The sequence below is a fragment of the Streptomyces sp. NPDC004721 genome (assembly GCF_053601495.1).
In genome coordinates, this window is the sequence record NZ_JBSGBZ010000075.1 from 1 (window position 1) to 14,701 (window position 14,701).

Below are 14,701 nucleotides of genomic sequence, written 5' to 3' on the forward strand. Positions count from 1 at the left end.
AGCTTCGACCCCTGCCTCCCCTGCGGCGTCCACATGTACCTCGGCAACGGCAAAACCCTCACCACCACCCACACCCCCACCTACGGAGCCGAACACGGCTGAACCGCTCGCAACGCGCGAGCCGGTCCGGCGACCGGGGGAGAGGCATCGGAGGAGACGAGGAGCAGACCATGGGCACGATCAGAGTCGGCAGGCGTGACGTGAAGCCCGACACCCCCGGGCACGTCGCAGGGCTGCACCAGGGCAACTTCGGCCCGTACGAGCGGCAGACGGGGCACCACAGGGACGGCACCTCCGACGCCCGGCGGTCCACGGGCATCCACTGGAAGAAACACGACGCGATCATGAAGGCCATGCCGAACATCTCGCCCGGATGACGGGGCCGCGTCAGGGGCAGGGCCGGGTCAGGACAAAGGGACAGAAGGACAGGGACAGCGGGACAGAAGGAAGGAACGGGGATGACAGCGAAACAGTTGCTGACGGTGGAGGCCGCCCTGGTGGGCGGGCTGGTGCTCGCAGTGCTGATCAAGGAGATGCCGGGGCTCCTGCGCGAGATCAGGATCTGGCGGATGTCCGGCCGCGGCTCCGGCCACGCCCACTGAACGCCGTGACCTTCGGCGCACCCGCGGCCATCGGACTTCTCACCCACCTCGGCAGGCGCTGAGGGACACCCGGCTCGGCAGACACCGACGGGAGCGGCGGCCCGCAGGCCGCCGCTCCCGTTGTCGCAGGTCCGTCACCAGTAGTGACGGCGACCGGCGATCGCGTGGCCCATCGATCCGAGGAGCCACAGGATCGCGCCGATCACGGCGAGGATGATGCCGATGGTCCACAGGATCGAGATGCCGGTGACGAAGCCGACGACGAGCAGAATGACGCCGAGGACGAGCATGACCGCCTCCGTAACGAGGAGTGCTTCACTTCTGCGGATACCCCGAAACGGCGGTGTACTGCCCGGCCCGGGGTACGGGGGGATCCGGGCCGGACACGGGGGTGAGGGGAGCCCGCCGGCCTCCCGCGGGACGGTTCAGCGGGGCCAGGTGGGGAGCAGGGTCCGCCGGTGCGTGGCGTTGATCACCGCGGCCGCCGAGGCGTACCAGGCCACCAGTCCCGACGCGATGCCGAACCAGCCGCCGATCTGGGTGACGACGTGCGGTGCCATGCCGCCCTGGAACTCACCGATCGCCAGCAGGACGTAGGTGATGGCCAGCAGCACCAGCACCGCGAGGACGGCGAGACTGGTGCGCAGCGCGGCCACCGCCATGTACGCGGTGAAGATGCCCCATGCGAGCAGGAACAGGCCCAGGGCGTTGTGCGCGTCGCCGACGGCCGCCACCCGCGGCACGAGCCACCAGTACGTCAACCAGAAGGCGCCGAAGGAACCGAACAGGGTCGCGCCGAAGGTGTTGCCGCGGCGGAACTCGAAGAGCCCCGCGATGAACTGAGCCAGGCCGCCGTAGAACGCGGCGAGCCCGAGCACCGGGAAGATCGCGGCGGGTTCCTCGAGCAGGTTGGTGTTGATGATGGACAGCAGGATGGTGCTCATCGCGAGCCCCGCCAGGCCCAGCGGGGCCGGATCCGCGTAGGCGACCGGCGTCGGGTCGGCCGGGCGGGCCTGTGCGCGGACGGAGTCGCTGGTGTCGTCAGTCATGACCGGAATCCCTTCGACCTGAGGCCGGCAGAACCAGCCAGAGCCCGACGAGCGCAGGCACAGGACGTCCACGGGGCCGAACCCGCGGGCAGCGCCGGCGCTGCCCGAGTCTTCAGCTGTATCTGTTCACCACACGCGTACCCGTTTGTCCCAGGACCAGTCGCCGGACAGCGGGTGCCGGGGCGCCCGCGCGCCTGGCAGAATTCCGGAAACCCGCACGGCGAGGACGGGCGTCGTGTGGGTGGAACACCGTCACAAGGTCGGCCCTGGGGGGGACGCACCATGAGTACCGAGATCTACTTCAACAACAATCACCGCGACCTGTGCGAGCAGCACGGGACCGGCGCCGGTTTCCAGTTCGAGTTCTACTGCTCCCGCTGCTCGGACACCTGGCGCTCCCCGTTCGAGCCCTTCAGGGCGGGCCAGATGGCGGGCTGGCTGTCGCGGGGGGCGAACGCGGCCTGGTCGGTCATCGGCGGCGGCGCCGCCCGGGGCGTCTCCGACGCGGCCGACGGGCTGGCCGGAGCGAACTACGGAACCCAGCGGGACGCGGCGTTCACCCGCGCCATCGCCAACGCGCAGGGCCACTTCGACCGCTGTCCCCGCTGCACGGCCTACGTCTGCGGCCGCTGCTGGAACGCGGGCCTCGGGCTCTGCCTCACCTGCTCCCCGGACACCGCGGCGGAGGCCCAGGCGGCCCAGCAGCGGGGCCTGAACGACATGGCTGCCCAGCGCGCCTACGACGCCGGGCAGCAGCGCGGCCAGGACTACGACGTCTCCACGCCGCGCCAGTTGGTCTGCCCGCAGTGCCGCGCCGAGACCAGGGGCGCGACCTTCTGCCCTGCCTGCGGACACCGCCTCGCCCAGACGGACAACTGCTCCTCCTGCCACCAGGACCTGCCGGACGGCGCGGCCTTCTGCCCGTCCTGCGGCACCCGAAGGTGACCACCGGGCCGCGGCCCCGGGACCGAGCGCACACGGTGACCGCGTACCGCACGCACGACGTGCGGTACGCGGTCCGCGAACGTGTCGCCGTCCACGGTGCCGCGGACGTCCGTGTTGGAGGATGATCATCACTCAACCAGCCCGTCCTTCCAGCCCGGTCGGCCGGGACTGCCAACGCGTGTGAAGGAGCAAGGGCAGCAGATGCCGGAGCAGCACGATCAGAACGCCGACATCGCATCGCGGTCCTTGCGCGGAGAGCTGGCACACCGCTGCCGGACCGTCACCGAGGCCCGCTGGTTCGCCCTCGGCGTCTTCGCGGTGATCCTCCTCAACGCCGCCCTGCTGGGCGTGGAGACGTACTCAGGTCTGGCGGCACAGTGGCACCACTGGTTACGTCAGGCCGAACACGTCTGCCTGGCCGCCTTCACGGTGGAGATCCTCGTCCGCATGCTGGCCTACGCCGACCGCCCGCAGGAGTTCTGGAAGGACCCGTGGAACTCCTTCGACCTGGTCGTCGTCCTGTGCGCCTTCGTGCCCGTCGTACGGGAGAACGCCACGGTGCTGCGGCTGCTGCGGCTGGCGCGTGTGCTGCGCACCGCCCGCTTCCTGCCGCAGGTGCGCATCGTGCTGGTGGCGGTGGTCCGCAGTCTGCCCGGCACCATGAGTTTCCTCCTGGTCGGTGCCCTGCTGCTGTACGTGTACGCCATGGTCGGCTGGGTCTTCTTCGGCAGCCACGACCCCGAGCACTACGGGTCCATAGGCCGCGCCGTGCTGACCCTCTTCCTGCTGATGACCCTGGACGGCATCGGCGACGCGGTCCACAGCGGCCTGGAGGTGTCGCGCTGGAGCCTGGTCTACTACGCCTCCTACGTCCTGCTGGCCTCCTTCGTCCTGGTCAACGTCCTCATCGGCGTGGTCATCACGTCCCTGGAGGAGGCCCGGGAGATGGAGAGGGACGAGCCGGCCGAAGCGGCGGACGCCGGTGACCCCCCGGCCGTCCAGCACCACCTCGCCGCCCGGATCGCGGCGGCCCGCAGGGCCCTCGACGAACTCGAACGAGACCTCGGGCAGGCGGCGCCGCCACGGGCCAGGCAGGCCGCACTCGTGGTCCCGGCGGTCGTGGCGCGCCCGGCGTCCAACCCGGCCCGGGCCCGGCGCAGGACGTCCCGGCGGCGCCGGTGAGACGGCCGCGCGGCTTGCTGTGATCGGTCGCTGACGGGGGGCTGGGGACGGGGGCGGGTGCCTGGGTGGGCCTTCTCACAATTCGGGTCGAAACGGGTTCGCAGTGACGGCGACCACTTCGCCTGGCGCACATTTTGTCTACCTTCGCCAGCAGTTCCCCCCGTTTGACGACCCCTTGCGGAGGCCTGCCCGACCATGTCCCATCCGCGTTCCCTGCCGCATTCGAAGACCTCGGCGACCTCGGCGACCTCGGCACGGCGCCGGGGCAGCCGCGCCGGCGCCTGCGCCGGTGCCCTCCTGGCCTCGGTGACGACCCTCTTCTCCCTCGGCGCGCTGCCCGCGGCACCCGCGGTCGCCGCGCCCGCCCCGGCGGAGCAGGCCCACACGGCGGCGGCCGCCCCGGCGGCTCCGCAGCCGCTGAGCAAGGCGCGGGTGACGGCGGCGGTGCTCAACCTCGACGGCGCGAGCCGGAAGCCGCTGCTGTACGGCACGGACGCCCCGTACGACACCGCCAGCATCATCAAGGTCGACATTCTCGCGGCGCTGCTGCTTCAGGCCCAGGACGCGGGCCGGCATCTCACCGCCCACGAACGCGCCCTGGCCGAGCCGATGATCCGCAAGAGCGACAACGCGGCGGCGAACGCCCTGTGGCGCGAGATCGGCATGGCGCCGGGGCTCGAGGCGGCCAACAAGCGCCTGGGGCTGACCTCGACCAAGGGCGGTCCCGGCGTCAAGTGGGGGCTGACGCGGACGACGGCCGGTGACCAGGTCCGCCTGCTGCTGTCGGTGTTCGACAGCGCAGGGGCGTCGAAGACCGGCTCCCCCCTGAACAAGGAGTCCCGGACCTACATCCGGACGCTGATGAGCCGGATCGCGAGCGACCAGGCATGGGGTGTCTCGGCGGCCTCCGGTGCCCAGTACGCGTTGAAGAACGGCTGGCTCCAGCGCACCACCTCCGGGCTCTGGGACGTCAACAGCGTCGGCCGGATCACGGTGCACGGGCACCGCTACCTCGTCGCCGTGCTGTCCGACGGCAGCGCGTCGATGAGCGACGGCGTCTCCCTGGTGGAGCGCGCGGCCCGGCAGGCCGTGACCGCGGCCGCCGGGACCTGACGGTCACCGGCACCCGGGACCGCGCGGGTCCCGGGGCCGCCCCCCGCGCACCCCGGTCCCTCGACTTTTAGTTGCGTCATTGCGCAACTGTATAGTCGTGCCGGGTGTCGCCGGGCCGGAGACGGGAGTCCGGCGGAAAGCGACGGGGGAACTGTCATGGGCAGTCGGGTCGGAGCAGCGAGTCGTGGCGGCGATCCGGTCAGCCGCAATCTGGAACTGGCGCTGCTGCTGGGAGCCGTGCTCATCTGCGGATTCGGCCACGCCGGCAGCTCGCTCGCCCTCACGGGCAGCCTGCCGCCCGATCTGGTGGTCCACGTCGCCGTTCTGGCCCTGCCTCCGCTGCTCTGCCACCTGGCGGTACGGCGGTTCGCCCCCCACGCCGACCCGCTGATCCTGCCCCTGGCCACCCTGCTCACCGGCCTGGGCATCATCCTGATCCACCGCCTCGACATCGCCTACCAGGCCCGGTACGGCTCGCCCGCGGCGGTCGGCGGGCAGATCATGTGGGTCACCCTCGCGGTACTCGGATTCGTCGCGGTCGTGGTCGCGCTCAGGGACCACCGCCGGCTCCAGCGCTATCCCTACCTGGCCGTCACCGTGGGCCTGGTGCTGCTGATGGCCCCGGCCTTGTATCCCGGCGACGTCTACGGTGCCAAGCGGTGGATCTTCCTCGGGCCGCTGTCCTTCCAGCCCGGCGAGTTCGTGAAGATCGTGATCGTGCTCTTCTTCGCCGGGTACCTGACGCTCCGCAAGGACGCCCTGGCCCTGGCCGGACGACGCTTCATGGGCATGTACCTGCCGCGAGGGCGGCAGCTCGGCCCGATCGCGGCCGTATGGGTCATCAGCCTGCTCGTCCTGGTCCTCGAACGGGACCTCGGCACCTCGCTCATCTTCTTCGGCGCCTTCGTGATCATGCTGTACGTCGCGACCGAGCGGACCAGTTGGGTGGTGTTCGGCGTCGGCATGTTCGCCGTCGGAGCCTTCGTCGTGGGCTCCTTCGAACCGCACGTTCACGGCCGAGTGGTCGCCTGGCTGCACCCGATGGACATCTACCTCCCCCCGGAGCAGCGGCCGGCCGGTCTGATCTCCGACCAGGCGGCCCAGGCGCTGTTCAGCTTCGGCTCCGGCGGGATGCTCGGTTCCGGCCTCGGCCAGGGCCACCCCGAACTCATCGGTTTCGCCGGGCGCAGCGACTTCATCCTCACCACGGTCGGCGAGGAACTCGGCCTGGCCGGAGTGATGGCCGTGATCCTGCTGTACGCGCTGCTCGCCGAACGCGGCCTGCGCACGGCGGTCACCGTGACCGACCCGTTCGGCAAACTGCTGGCCGCCGGCCTGGCGACCACGCTGGTGCTCCAGGTGTTCGTCGTCACCGGCGGTGTCACCGGGCTCATCCCGCTCACCGGAAAGGCCCTGCCGTTCCTGGCCCAGGGCGGCTCCGCGATGGTCGCCAACTGGTTGCTCGTCGCCCTCCTGCTCAAGGTCAGCGACACCGCCCGCCGTCCCGCGCCCGTCCCGGCGGCGGACCTGGACGCCGCCGCCTCAGCTGGTCCGCCGGTGACCCAGGGCCCCATGAGAGCCGCGGGCTGAGCGGCGCACCCGTACCACTGGGGGAGTACGCCGGTGGCCGCGTACTGCCGTGGCACGGACCCGGAGGGCGTACGGGCGCGCCCTGATGGCCGGCGACGGAGGCCGGCCGCCGGGTCCGAGCCCTCGTTCAGTGTTCGAGGAGCTTCCTGGCCACACGTGCCGCCGCTTCGCACTCGGCCGCGGGCGGCGACAGCTCGCTCAGGGTGTCGAGGTCGGTGTCCTGCTGGAGCTCCGTCTCCCAGGCGGCGGCGAGGCTCTCCTGTTCCTCGCGTGACAGGCCCTGGACGTGCTCCCGGTGGTGCGGGTCGAGGGCGGCCAGGAATCGCTCGACGGTATCGATGGGCATGTCGCTCTCCTTGATCAGGGGGTGCCGGCCCGGTGGGGGCGCTGTCCCCAGCGTGAGCGGCGGGCGGGCCGCGCGGTCGGCGCCGTGGCCCACGCGCACCCGAACGGAGGAGGCCCGGCCGCGTACGCCGAGGCCGGTACACGGGGTTACTCCCCTCGTCGGACGCCGGCCGCGCCGCCGTCCGGCACCGTGAGGCGGGTGAGAACAAGCCGCCCCGCACGCCGTGCCTTCCTCGTGGTCCATGTGGTCGCCTCCGCCAGTTGGCTCGGCCTCTCCCTCGGACTGCTCGCCCTCGGGATCGCCGCCGTCACCACGCAGTCCGCGGTGACCGTGGAGACCTCGGTCCGCGCCATGAAGCTCTTCGCCGACTGGCTCCTGCTGCCCGTCGCCTTCCTCACTGTGTTCAGCGGTCTGGTGCTGTCCCTGGGTACCCCGTGGGGGCTGGCACGGCACCGGTGGATCTACACGAAGTTCTGGCTGACCCTGGCCACGACCGCCGCCACAATCCTCGTGCTGCGCCCCGGGCTGAACTCGACGGTCCAGGACATCGCCGCGGGCGAGCCGCTGCCCAGCTCTCGCGGAGTCCTGATGGGCCCGATCGTCTCCCTGACCGCATACGTCTTCATGACGGTGATCTCCGTGCTCAAACCGTGGGGCCTGACCCGACGCGGCCGGGCGCACCGGGCGTCCCAGCGCGTGGCCCAGACCGCCCGGCGCCTGGCCGAACCGGTCTGACCCGGTTGCGGATCGGGCTCGGCGGGATCACGTCTGCGCACCTGCCGCATTGGGTCGTTGACCGCCGAGCCGGGGCCCGCCACGATGCCCGCCATGACCCGCATACCGACCGCTGTCAGGGCCGTCCGCGTCATCCTCTTCCTCGTGGTCCCGGTCAGCGGCACCGTGGCCCTGCGGTTCGCGGTGGCCGGCGCCACGGTCAGGAGCGGTGCCTTCGGCGAGCTGGTCATGGGCCTTCTGTTCCTCGAAGCCCTTCCCTTCGCCGTGCTGGCCGTGATGTCGCTCGTGGTCGCGCTGAAGATCGCGAACGGCGGCAACGGCGTCCGCGTCGGCGCGGTCGTCGCCGGCTGGCTGGTGATCAGCGCAGGGGTCGTCGGCGCCCTGGCGCACCACAGGGCGTGGAGCGCCGGGGCCCTGCTGGGCGCCGTCTTGCTGTTCCTGGCCACGGGGCCCGACACGAGGGACTGGTTCGACACCCCGCGCCTGTGACGTTCCGCGCGGGCCCGCCGGCCATGCCGGGACCGCGCCGACGGCGGTGTGCGGCGGGCACCCGGCCGGGGCCCGCCGCACACCGCCGCCTGCCGGGACTCAGTTCCGCCCGTGCTGCTTGCCCAGCATGTCCAGCACCGCGCGTGCCATGGCCTCCTCGCCCCGGGCGTTGGGGTGGGCCGGGGCGGCGGGCGAGGCCGGCTGCAAGGGCTCGATCCAGCGGTCCGCCGGGGCCTTGCACATGTCGTGGCCGACCGTGGGCCGGTAGGTGTCGACGTACTCCGCGTGGTTCCACGCGGCCACCAGGCGGAGCATCGTGTTCAGCCGTTTCTCGGTGTCCCGCAGATAGGGGAAGTCCTGCGAGGCGAACGGCACCGAGGGGAAGCAGCCGCTGCCGTCGTCGGGCAGCAGGTCCGGGTAGCCGACGACGAGCACCCGGGCGTGCGGCGCCCTGGCGTGCACGGCCCGCAGCACGCGGTCCACCTTCGGTGCCGTCCGCGCGATGTCGAGCGTCAGCCGGTCGATGCCGGACGAGGCGTAGTGGCGCCGGCAGGGGTCCCCGGCCGGTTGCTGGGAGCCGAGTTGGGCGCAGGTGGCGATGATGGAGCCGAACCCGACGTCGTTGCCGCCGATCTGGACCGTCACCAGGTCCGTGTCCTTGCGCAGGGCGTCGAGCTGGGCGTCGTTGGAGCCCTGCGGCTTCCACATCTCCTCGGTCGTCGCCCCGCCGCAGCTCACGTCCTTGAACGAGGCGACGTTCCGCTCGGCCGCGACGAGTGATGGGTAATTGCTGTCTGAGCGCCCGCAGTTGGCGTCGACCTGCCGTGGGATTCCGGGACCGGAGGTGTAGGAGTCCCCGAGCGACACATAGTGCGCGGCGCGGCCGGACCCCGTGCCGGACCCGGCACCGTGCGCCGAGGCGGGCGCCGTGGAAGCGGCGACGAGGGCGCATCCGCCGAGCGCCGCCCCCACCGCGGCCGGCCACCGCCGGCGTCTCGCCGGCGCCGCACCCGAATATTCCTGATGAATCATCAGTTCTCCCCCCTGGGCCGGGACATCGCGCGCCGTCGGCACCGGGGCGCCGCCGTCGCACGTTCGACTGGGCTTGTATACCGCTCGGTAAGTCCCCGGGGCCAGGGGTGTGAAGCGGCGACGGTGTTGTCGCGGCGGCGACCGGGGACGAGGGCTGTGCCGAGCGCGGCGGACTGCGTCACGCCGGGATGGACAGGGGAAGTTCGGCGGTGATCGTGGCGCCCTCGGGTGTGGTGCGGACGGTCAGGGTGCCGCCGATCTGCTCGACGCGCTCGTGCATGGACTGGATGCCGACACCGGGTGTCCACGGCTCGGTGCAGCGGCCGGAGTCCGCGATCGTCACCCGCAGGTGGGTGCTGCCGCGCAGGTCCAAGGTGAGTGTGGCCGCGGTGACGGCGGCGTGCCGGGCGATGTTGGTGACGGCCTCCACCGCCACGCGGTAGGCGGCGACCTCGACGGCCGCGGGCAGTTGCGGCAACTGCCCCGGGGCGTCGACCGTCACCGTGAGGGGACGGCCGTCGGCGACCCGCAGCGGGGCGGTGCGCTGGCGGATGGCCTCGACGAGGCCGAGTTCGTCGAGGGCGCGGGGGCGCAGCCCGTAGACGATCCGGCGGATCTCGGTGATCGTGTCGCCCACGTCGGCGCGCAGCGCGCGCAGCGCCTCGACCGCGTGCTCGGGGTCGGTGGCGATGAGGTTGACGACGGCGTCCGCCGTGTAGGCGATGCCGGTCAGGGTGGGGCCGAGCCCGTCGTGCAGATCGCGGCGCATGCGGCGCCGCTCCTCCTCCAGCGCGGTCACCGTGCGGCCCCTGGACAGGCGCAGTTGCTCGCTGAGCCGGGCCGCGTGCAGGGCCTGCGCGAGCGGGGCCGCGACCAGGTCGACCACCGCGGCGGCCGCGCGGGGCAGCCGCAGATGTCCCGGCGGCAGACCGACCACGAGATCGCCCACCTTCTCACCGTCCGCGCGCAGGGCGGTCACCTGGACATGGTCCGCGCCGACGGTGCCCGCGGTGGCGACCACGGTGTCCTCCTGGCGAAGTTCGATGCCGGGAACACCGAGCGTGGTGCGCAGGGTGTGCAGCCACAGCGGAGGCGGGGCGCCGGCGGTCAGGTCCGTGCCGAGCCGGGTCAGCGTCTCCACCGGGTCGGCCGACCGGCCGAACAGCATCTCGTCCATCACCGCCTCGACATGACGCCGCACCGGCTGGTACCCGGCGGCGATCCCCGCCGCCAGCAGGGGCGGTACGCCCTTGCCCGGCCGGGCACCCACCGCCAGCTCCCACACGGAGGCGATGCCCTCGTACACCGCGGCACTCAACGCGAGCATGACGATGAGGACGGCGGCGCCGCGCATCACCACCCGGACGTCCACCGCGCGGGGCGCGACCAGCGCCACGGTGATGGCGCCCGGCAGCAGCAGGGACGCCGCGCCGACCGCCGCCACGGTGGTCCGGAAGCCCAGCGTGAGGGAGTTGTCCACCGCGAACAGCAGCATCCCGGCCAGCGTCGTCGCTGCGGCGCCCAGCACCAGCCACAGCACGCGGCGCCGGTCGTCGCCGGAGGTGAGCTCGAACAGCACCCAGGTGCCGGCGCACATCGCGGTCCCGGAGGCCACCCCGGCCGCGATCAGCGCCGGCTCGCCGCCCGTCACCGAGGCGGCCGCGCAGCCCGCCCCGCAGACGGCGATCGAGGCCTCCGCCCAGCGCAGCGTCCGCGACACCGGCCGCACCTCGACGACGCGCAGGGCGGCCAGCGGCAGGGTGACCGTGGAGGCCAGCACCACCAGGATGACGGCGAGGTCCGGGACACCGGCCGCGGCCAGGAGCGGTGCGCCGAGCAGCGCCGCCGCGGACAGGGCGAGCAGCCGGGAGGCGGCCGAGGCCCCGCGCCGGGCGGTGACCAGGACGTACGACGCCGTCAGCCCGAGGCCGACGATGACGGCCCACAGGACCCACCGCTCGGACGGGGACGGCGGCGCCCACCACAGGGAGCCGACCGACGCACCGGCGATCGGCGCGAGGGCCGCACACCGCAGAGCGGTCCGCAGGCGCGCGGTCATGAGGCGGGGCCGGACGCGTGGTCGCCCAGTCCCCGCTCGCGGGCGAGCAGGATGGCCTCGGTCCGGCCGCTCACCCCCAGTTTGGCGAAGATGGCGGACAGGTGGTTCGCGACGGTCTTGACGGCCAGCTCCAGCTCGGCCGCGACACGGGCGTTGCCGTCGCCGCGTGCCACCCGGTCGAGGATCTCGCGTTCCCGGGCGGTCAGTTCGGGGAAGGGGTCGGCCGGCCGGGGCGGCGGTCCGACCTGGCCGAGCAGACGGGCCGCCACGCCCGGCGCGATGACGAACTGGCCGGTCGCCACGGATCGGATGGTGGTCAGGATCTCCTCCTGCTGGGCCCCCTTGAGGAGATAGCCGCGGGCCCCGGCACGCAGCGCCGACAGCACCGTCTCGTCGTCCTCGTACATGGTGACGACGAGCACGGCGACGTCGGGCAGCAGCACGGTCAGCCGCCGGGTGGCCTCCACCCCGTCCATCGACGGCATCCGGATGTCCATCACCACCACGTCGGGCCGGCTCAACTGCGCCTCGCGCAACGCCTCCTCGCCCGTGGCGGCCTCCGCCACCACGTCCACCCCGGCCAGCGAGGTCAGCAGCGCGCTCATGCCGCGCCGCACTACGGGATGGTCGTCGGCGATGAGCACCCGGATGGGACGGGCCGCGGAGGTCATGTCCCGATAATGGCGGAGACCGGTTCCCGGCGGGGAGGCTCTTCGCCCGGGACGTACGGGAAATCCTCCCTGCCGCCGGGGACGGACCACCGATGCGCTCCGGACCGCCGCTGGCGCATGCTCACCGCACCGGGTCGCCGCACCGGCGTCCCCGACTCCCGGACACAGGAGCCCAGATGAGCCAGACCAGCCGCACGGAAACCGTCCTCGGCCTCACCCGCAAGAACAAGGTGGGCCTCATCCTCGCGGGCCTCCTGGGCCTGCTCGACACGACCAACTTCTTCACGCTCCCGGAGCCCGACTCGGACACCCAGGGCCCGCCGATGGCCGTCGCCATCGCCGACGGCGTGCTCGGTGTGATCACGGTGCTCGCGGTCGTCTACACCTGGCGCACGCTGAACCGGACCGGCTCCCGTGTCGTGGCGGCCTCCCGGATCCTGTCGGTGGTCTCGGCCCTCCCGGCGCTCTTCGTCAGCGGCGTCCCGGCCGCGGTGGTCGCCCTGGTCGCCGTGTTCACGATCCTCAGCGTCGTCGTCATCGCCCTCGTCCTGACCCGCCCGGCCCCGGAGGCCGGAACCGCCTGACCGGCTCCGGGAGCACGGCGTGCCGGTCGGGCGCCGGGGTCGCATCCGCCACCGCAGGGGAGCGGCGGATGCGTCCCCGTGCGGCGTCCCGGCCCGGTCCGGCCTGCCCTCGTCCAGGCCGGCCTGCCGTCGTCACGGACGCCGAAAACGCCGTACGCGCCCGACGCCAGGGGGGCGTCGGGCGCGTACGGACGGAAGTGCGGTCAGCGCTGGGCCACCGCCCGGCCCTGGTTGAGCTGTGCGGTGAGGAGATGGGCGTCGAGCAGCGCGACGTCGGCGGTGCGGTCGGCCCGCGCGTAGCCGGCGAGCATGCGCTTGGTGAGGGTGAGGGCTTCCGGCGCGCGCCGGACGAGGGGCCTGATCCAGGCGTCGACGGCCGCGTCCAGCTCCTCCACGGGCGCGACCTTGTGCAGGAGACCGAGCCGGTGGGCGGTGGACGCGTCGAACGGTTCGCAGGTGAGCATGAGTTCGCGGATCCTGGCGGATCCGCCCTCGGCGACGAGGCGGCCCATGGCGCCTCCCCAGGCGGGGGGCAGACCGAGGGCGATCTCCGGCATACGGAACCGGCAGGTGTCCGCCCCCGCGCGCAGGTCGCAGAAGGAGGCGAGTGCCAGGCCCGCGCCCACGACCCTGCCGTGGAGTCTGGCGATGGTCACCGCGTGCGAGTTCTCCAGGGCGTCGCACACGCGGTAGGCCTTGTCCACGATGCGGCGCATGGCGCCGCCGGTCGGGTCCTCCGCCAGTGCCGCCTGGAACTCGTCGCGGTCGGCGCCGAGGCAGAAGTCGTCGCCCTCCGCCGACAGCAGCAGCACCCGGATGTCGGGCCGTTCATGAAGGCTGTTGAGCAGGGAGACGAGGTCGTCGAGAGCCGCGACGGTCAGCGAGCTGTCCTGCGCCGACGGGTTGAGCCGGACCCGGAGGACAGGTCCGTCCTGCTCGACGTGTATCGCCTTGTAGGGGAAGGTGTCGAGGGTATTGGTCATTTCGATCATATGAGAGCGACATCCAGGTTCAGCGGGCGCCGGAAGGCAACGCGTGGCGCCCACGTCGGACGGCGCACGAGGGTGAGCCGCGGGAAGCGCCTGACCAGGTGGTGCAGGAGGGTCTGGGCCTCCAGCCGGGCCAGGGGCGCGCCGAGGCAGTAGTGAATGCCGCCGCTGAAGGCCAGGTGCGCCGGTTTGCGGTGCAGGTTGAACAGCTCGGGGTCCTCGTGCTTGGCGGGGTCGCGGTTGGCCGCCCCCACCATGAGGTGGACCATCTCGTCCTTGCGCACCTCGACACCGCCCAGCTCGGTGTCCCTGGAGGAGACACGGCTGATCACATGGGTGGGCGGGTCGTAGCGCAACGACTCCTCCACGGCGGCCGGCACGAGGTCGGGGTGGATGGTCAGCCGGTCCCACTGCCGGGGGTGTTCGAGGAGCAGCAGGGTCATGGTCGACAACAGGGTGGACGTCGTCTCCAGGGCGGCCAGCAGCACGAACAGGGCCAGGAAGTAGACGGCCTCGTCCGCCTTGTCCTGGTCGCTCTCCATGGCGTCCCAGAGGGCGATCCAGCGCGATACGGGGTCGTCGCCCGGGTGGGCTCGCCGCTCGCGCACCAGCTCCAGGAAATAGGTGCGCAGCTCCGCCGTGGCCGCGTCGGACAGCGCCAGTTGACTGGCCGAGGGCAGCAACTCCTGGGTGAAGACCTGGTCGTGGGTCAGCTCGCGCAGCCGGGGGAAGTCGGCGCTCGGCAGGCCCAGCCAGTGCCCGATCGTGGCGACCGGCAGCTCCTCGCTGACCAGGGCGTTGAAATCGGCCTCCCCGTCACGTAGTTGAACGGCGAGGGAGTCCATGAGCCGGCCCGTGATACGGCCGACCGTGCCACGGATCTCCTCCAGGGAGGTGCGGTCGAACATGCCGGCCGACCGGCGCACCCAGGTGTGTTCGGGGGGATTGAGGGCGGGCAGCGTCCTGCTCATCTCACGAGAGGAGGGGGCGGTCCACCGGGTGCCGTCCCCCTGCTGTTCTCGCCAGCGGGAGTCGGGCTCCAGCCAGTCGCGGTTGCGCAGGACCTGATCGCACAGATCGAAGCGCGTGACGAGATGACCTCCCCAGGGCGCTGCGACGACTCCGCCCCTCGACCGAAGTTCCGCGTAGATCGGAAAGGGGTTGGCCTGGCCCTTCGCTGTCCGTAGACGAGAGAAGAGCGAGACCGCAAAACGTCTGTCGGGGGGCGGAGTTACCGCTGTCTCCACGACGGCTCCTTTCTAGGTATCAGCCGCCATGCATACCCCAACGGTGGCTTAAACATACGAGATGACTA

17 protein-coding genes are annotated in these 14,701 nt (G+C 72.2%); 9 read left to right on the forward strand and 8 right to left on the reverse strand.

The window, feature by feature from the left end:
- Positions 1-170: 170 nt before the first annotated feature.
- Together ACWEK3_RS37520 and ACWEK3_RS37525 are read left to right on the forward strand one after the other, a co-directional pair.
- On the forward strand, positions 171-377 hold the full coding sequence (locus tag ACWEK3_RS37520; RefSeq protein WP_453251767.1) for a hypothetical protein: 207 nt from the start codon (positions 171-173) through the stop codon (positions 375-377).
- A gap of 81 nt (positions 378-458) precedes the next feature.
- Complete coding sequence (locus ACWEK3_RS37525; RefSeq protein ID WP_450545495.1) at positions 459-602, forward strand: hypothetical protein; 144 nt, start codon at positions 459-461, stop codon at positions 600-602.
- 134 nt (positions 603-736) lie between these two features.
- Here the strand turns inward: ACWEK3_RS37525 and ACWEK3_RS37530 are convergent, their stop codons facing one another.
- Both ACWEK3_RS37530 and ACWEK3_RS37535 read right to left on the reverse strand, forming a co-directional pair.
- Complete coding sequence (locus ACWEK3_RS37530; protein ID WP_390726739.1) at positions 737-892, reverse strand: DUF6131 family protein; 156 nt, start codon at positions 890-892, stop codon at positions 737-739.
- 135 nt (positions 893-1,027) lie between these two features.
- Positions 1,028-1,651: an acetate uptake transporter gene (locus ACWEK3_RS37535; protein WP_390726740.1), complete on the reverse strand. Its 624-nt coding sequence runs from the start codon at positions 1,649-1,651 to the stop codon at positions 1,028-1,030.
- 282 nt (positions 1,652-1,933) lie between these two features.
- Here ACWEK3_RS37535 and ACWEK3_RS37540 point away from each other — a divergent pair, with 282 nt between their 5' ends.
- From ACWEK3_RS37540 to ACWEK3_RS37555, 4 genes are all read left to right on the forward strand, one after another.
- On the forward strand, positions 1,934-2,596 hold the full coding sequence (locus ACWEK3_RS37540) for a zinc ribbon domain-containing protein (protein WP_361427320.1): 663 nt from the start codon (positions 1,934-1,936) through the stop codon (positions 2,594-2,596).
- A gap of 201 nt (positions 2,597-2,797) precedes the next feature.
- Complete coding sequence (locus ACWEK3_RS37545; RefSeq protein ID WP_453251768.1) at positions 2,798-3,778, forward strand: ion transporter; 981 nt, start codon at positions 2,798-2,800, stop codon at positions 3,776-3,778.
- A gap of 195 nt (positions 3,779-3,973) precedes the next feature.
- Positions 3,974-4,891 (forward strand): serine hydrolase, encoded by a 918-nt coding sequence (locus tag ACWEK3_RS37550; RefSeq protein WP_453251769.1) that lies wholly within the window; start codon positions 3,974-3,976, stop codon positions 4,889-4,891.
- 156 nt (positions 4,892-5,047) lie between these two features.
- On the forward strand, positions 5,048-6,481 hold the full coding sequence (locus ACWEK3_RS37555; protein WP_453251770.1) for an FtsW/RodA/SpoVE family cell cycle protein: 1,434 nt from the start codon (positions 5,048-5,050) through the stop codon (positions 6,479-6,481).
- Between the two features lie 127 nt (positions 6,482-6,608).
- On the opposite strand, the gene ACWEK3_RS37560 is transcribed toward ACWEK3_RS37555, so the two are convergent.
- Complete coding sequence (locus tag ACWEK3_RS37560; RefSeq protein WP_141367217.1) at positions 6,609-6,827, reverse strand: hypothetical protein; 219 nt, start codon at positions 6,825-6,827, stop codon at positions 6,609-6,611.
- Between the two features lie 198 nt (positions 6,828-7,025).
- Between ACWEK3_RS37560 and ACWEK3_RS37565 the strand changes: the two genes are divergently transcribed.
- Both ACWEK3_RS37565 and ACWEK3_RS37570 read left to right on the forward strand, forming a co-directional pair.
- Positions 7,026-7,562 (forward strand): DUF2269 domain-containing protein, encoded by a 537-nt coding sequence (locus ACWEK3_RS37565; protein WP_450545501.1) that lies wholly within the window; start codon positions 7,026-7,028, stop codon positions 7,560-7,562.
- A gap of 93 nt (positions 7,563-7,655) precedes the next feature.
- Complete coding sequence (locus tag ACWEK3_RS37570; protein WP_450545503.1) at positions 7,656-8,051, forward strand: hypothetical protein; 396 nt, start codon at positions 7,656-7,658, stop codon at positions 8,049-8,051.
- A 99-nt stretch (positions 8,052-8,150) separates the two neighbouring features.
- Here ACWEK3_RS37570 and ACWEK3_RS37575 read toward each other — a convergent pair whose 3' ends face one another.
- From ACWEK3_RS37575 to ACWEK3_RS37585, 3 genes are all read right to left on the reverse strand, one after another.
- Positions 8,151-9,083 (reverse strand): SGNH/GDSL hydrolase family protein, encoded by a 933-nt coding sequence (locus ACWEK3_RS37575; RefSeq protein ID WP_450545505.1) that lies wholly within the window; start codon positions 9,081-9,083, stop codon positions 8,151-8,153.
- 178 nt (positions 9,084-9,261) lie between these two features.
- Positions 9,262-11,142, reverse strand: a complete 1,881-nt coding sequence (locus ACWEK3_RS37580; RefSeq protein ID WP_453251771.1) for a sensor histidine kinase — start codon at positions 11,140-11,142, stop codon at positions 9,262-9,264.
- A complete protein-coding gene (locus ACWEK3_RS37585) occupies positions 11,139-11,813 on the reverse strand; it encodes a response regulator (protein ID WP_450545509.1) in 675 nt (224 codons plus the stop codon). Before ACWEK3_RS37585 ends, ACWEK3_RS37580 begins: the two co-directional genes overlap by 4 nt.
- Positions 11,814-11,989: 176 nt before the next feature.
- Here ACWEK3_RS37585 and ACWEK3_RS37590 point away from each other — a divergent pair, with 176 nt between their 5' ends.
- Positions 11,990-12,397 carry a hypothetical protein gene (locus ACWEK3_RS37590; RefSeq protein WP_450545511.1) on the forward strand — a complete coding sequence of 136 codons (408 nt, stop codon included), beginning with the start codon at positions 11,990-11,992 and terminating at the stop codon, positions 12,395-12,397.
- Between the two features lie 203 nt (positions 12,398-12,600).
- On the opposite strand, the gene ACWEK3_RS37595 is transcribed toward ACWEK3_RS37590, so the two are convergent.
- Positions 12,601-13,380, reverse strand: coding sequence for an enoyl-CoA hydratase/isomerase family protein (locus tag ACWEK3_RS37595; protein ID WP_390875336.1), 780 nt, complete (start codon positions 13,378-13,380; stop codon positions 12,601-12,603).
- 5 nt (positions 13,381-13,385) lie between these two features.
- Entirely contained in the window at positions 13,386-14,633 is a 1,248-nt protein-coding gene (locus ACWEK3_RS37600; protein WP_450545513.1) for a cytochrome P450, read from the reverse strand.
- Between the last annotated feature and the right edge of the window lie 68 nt (positions 14,634-14,701).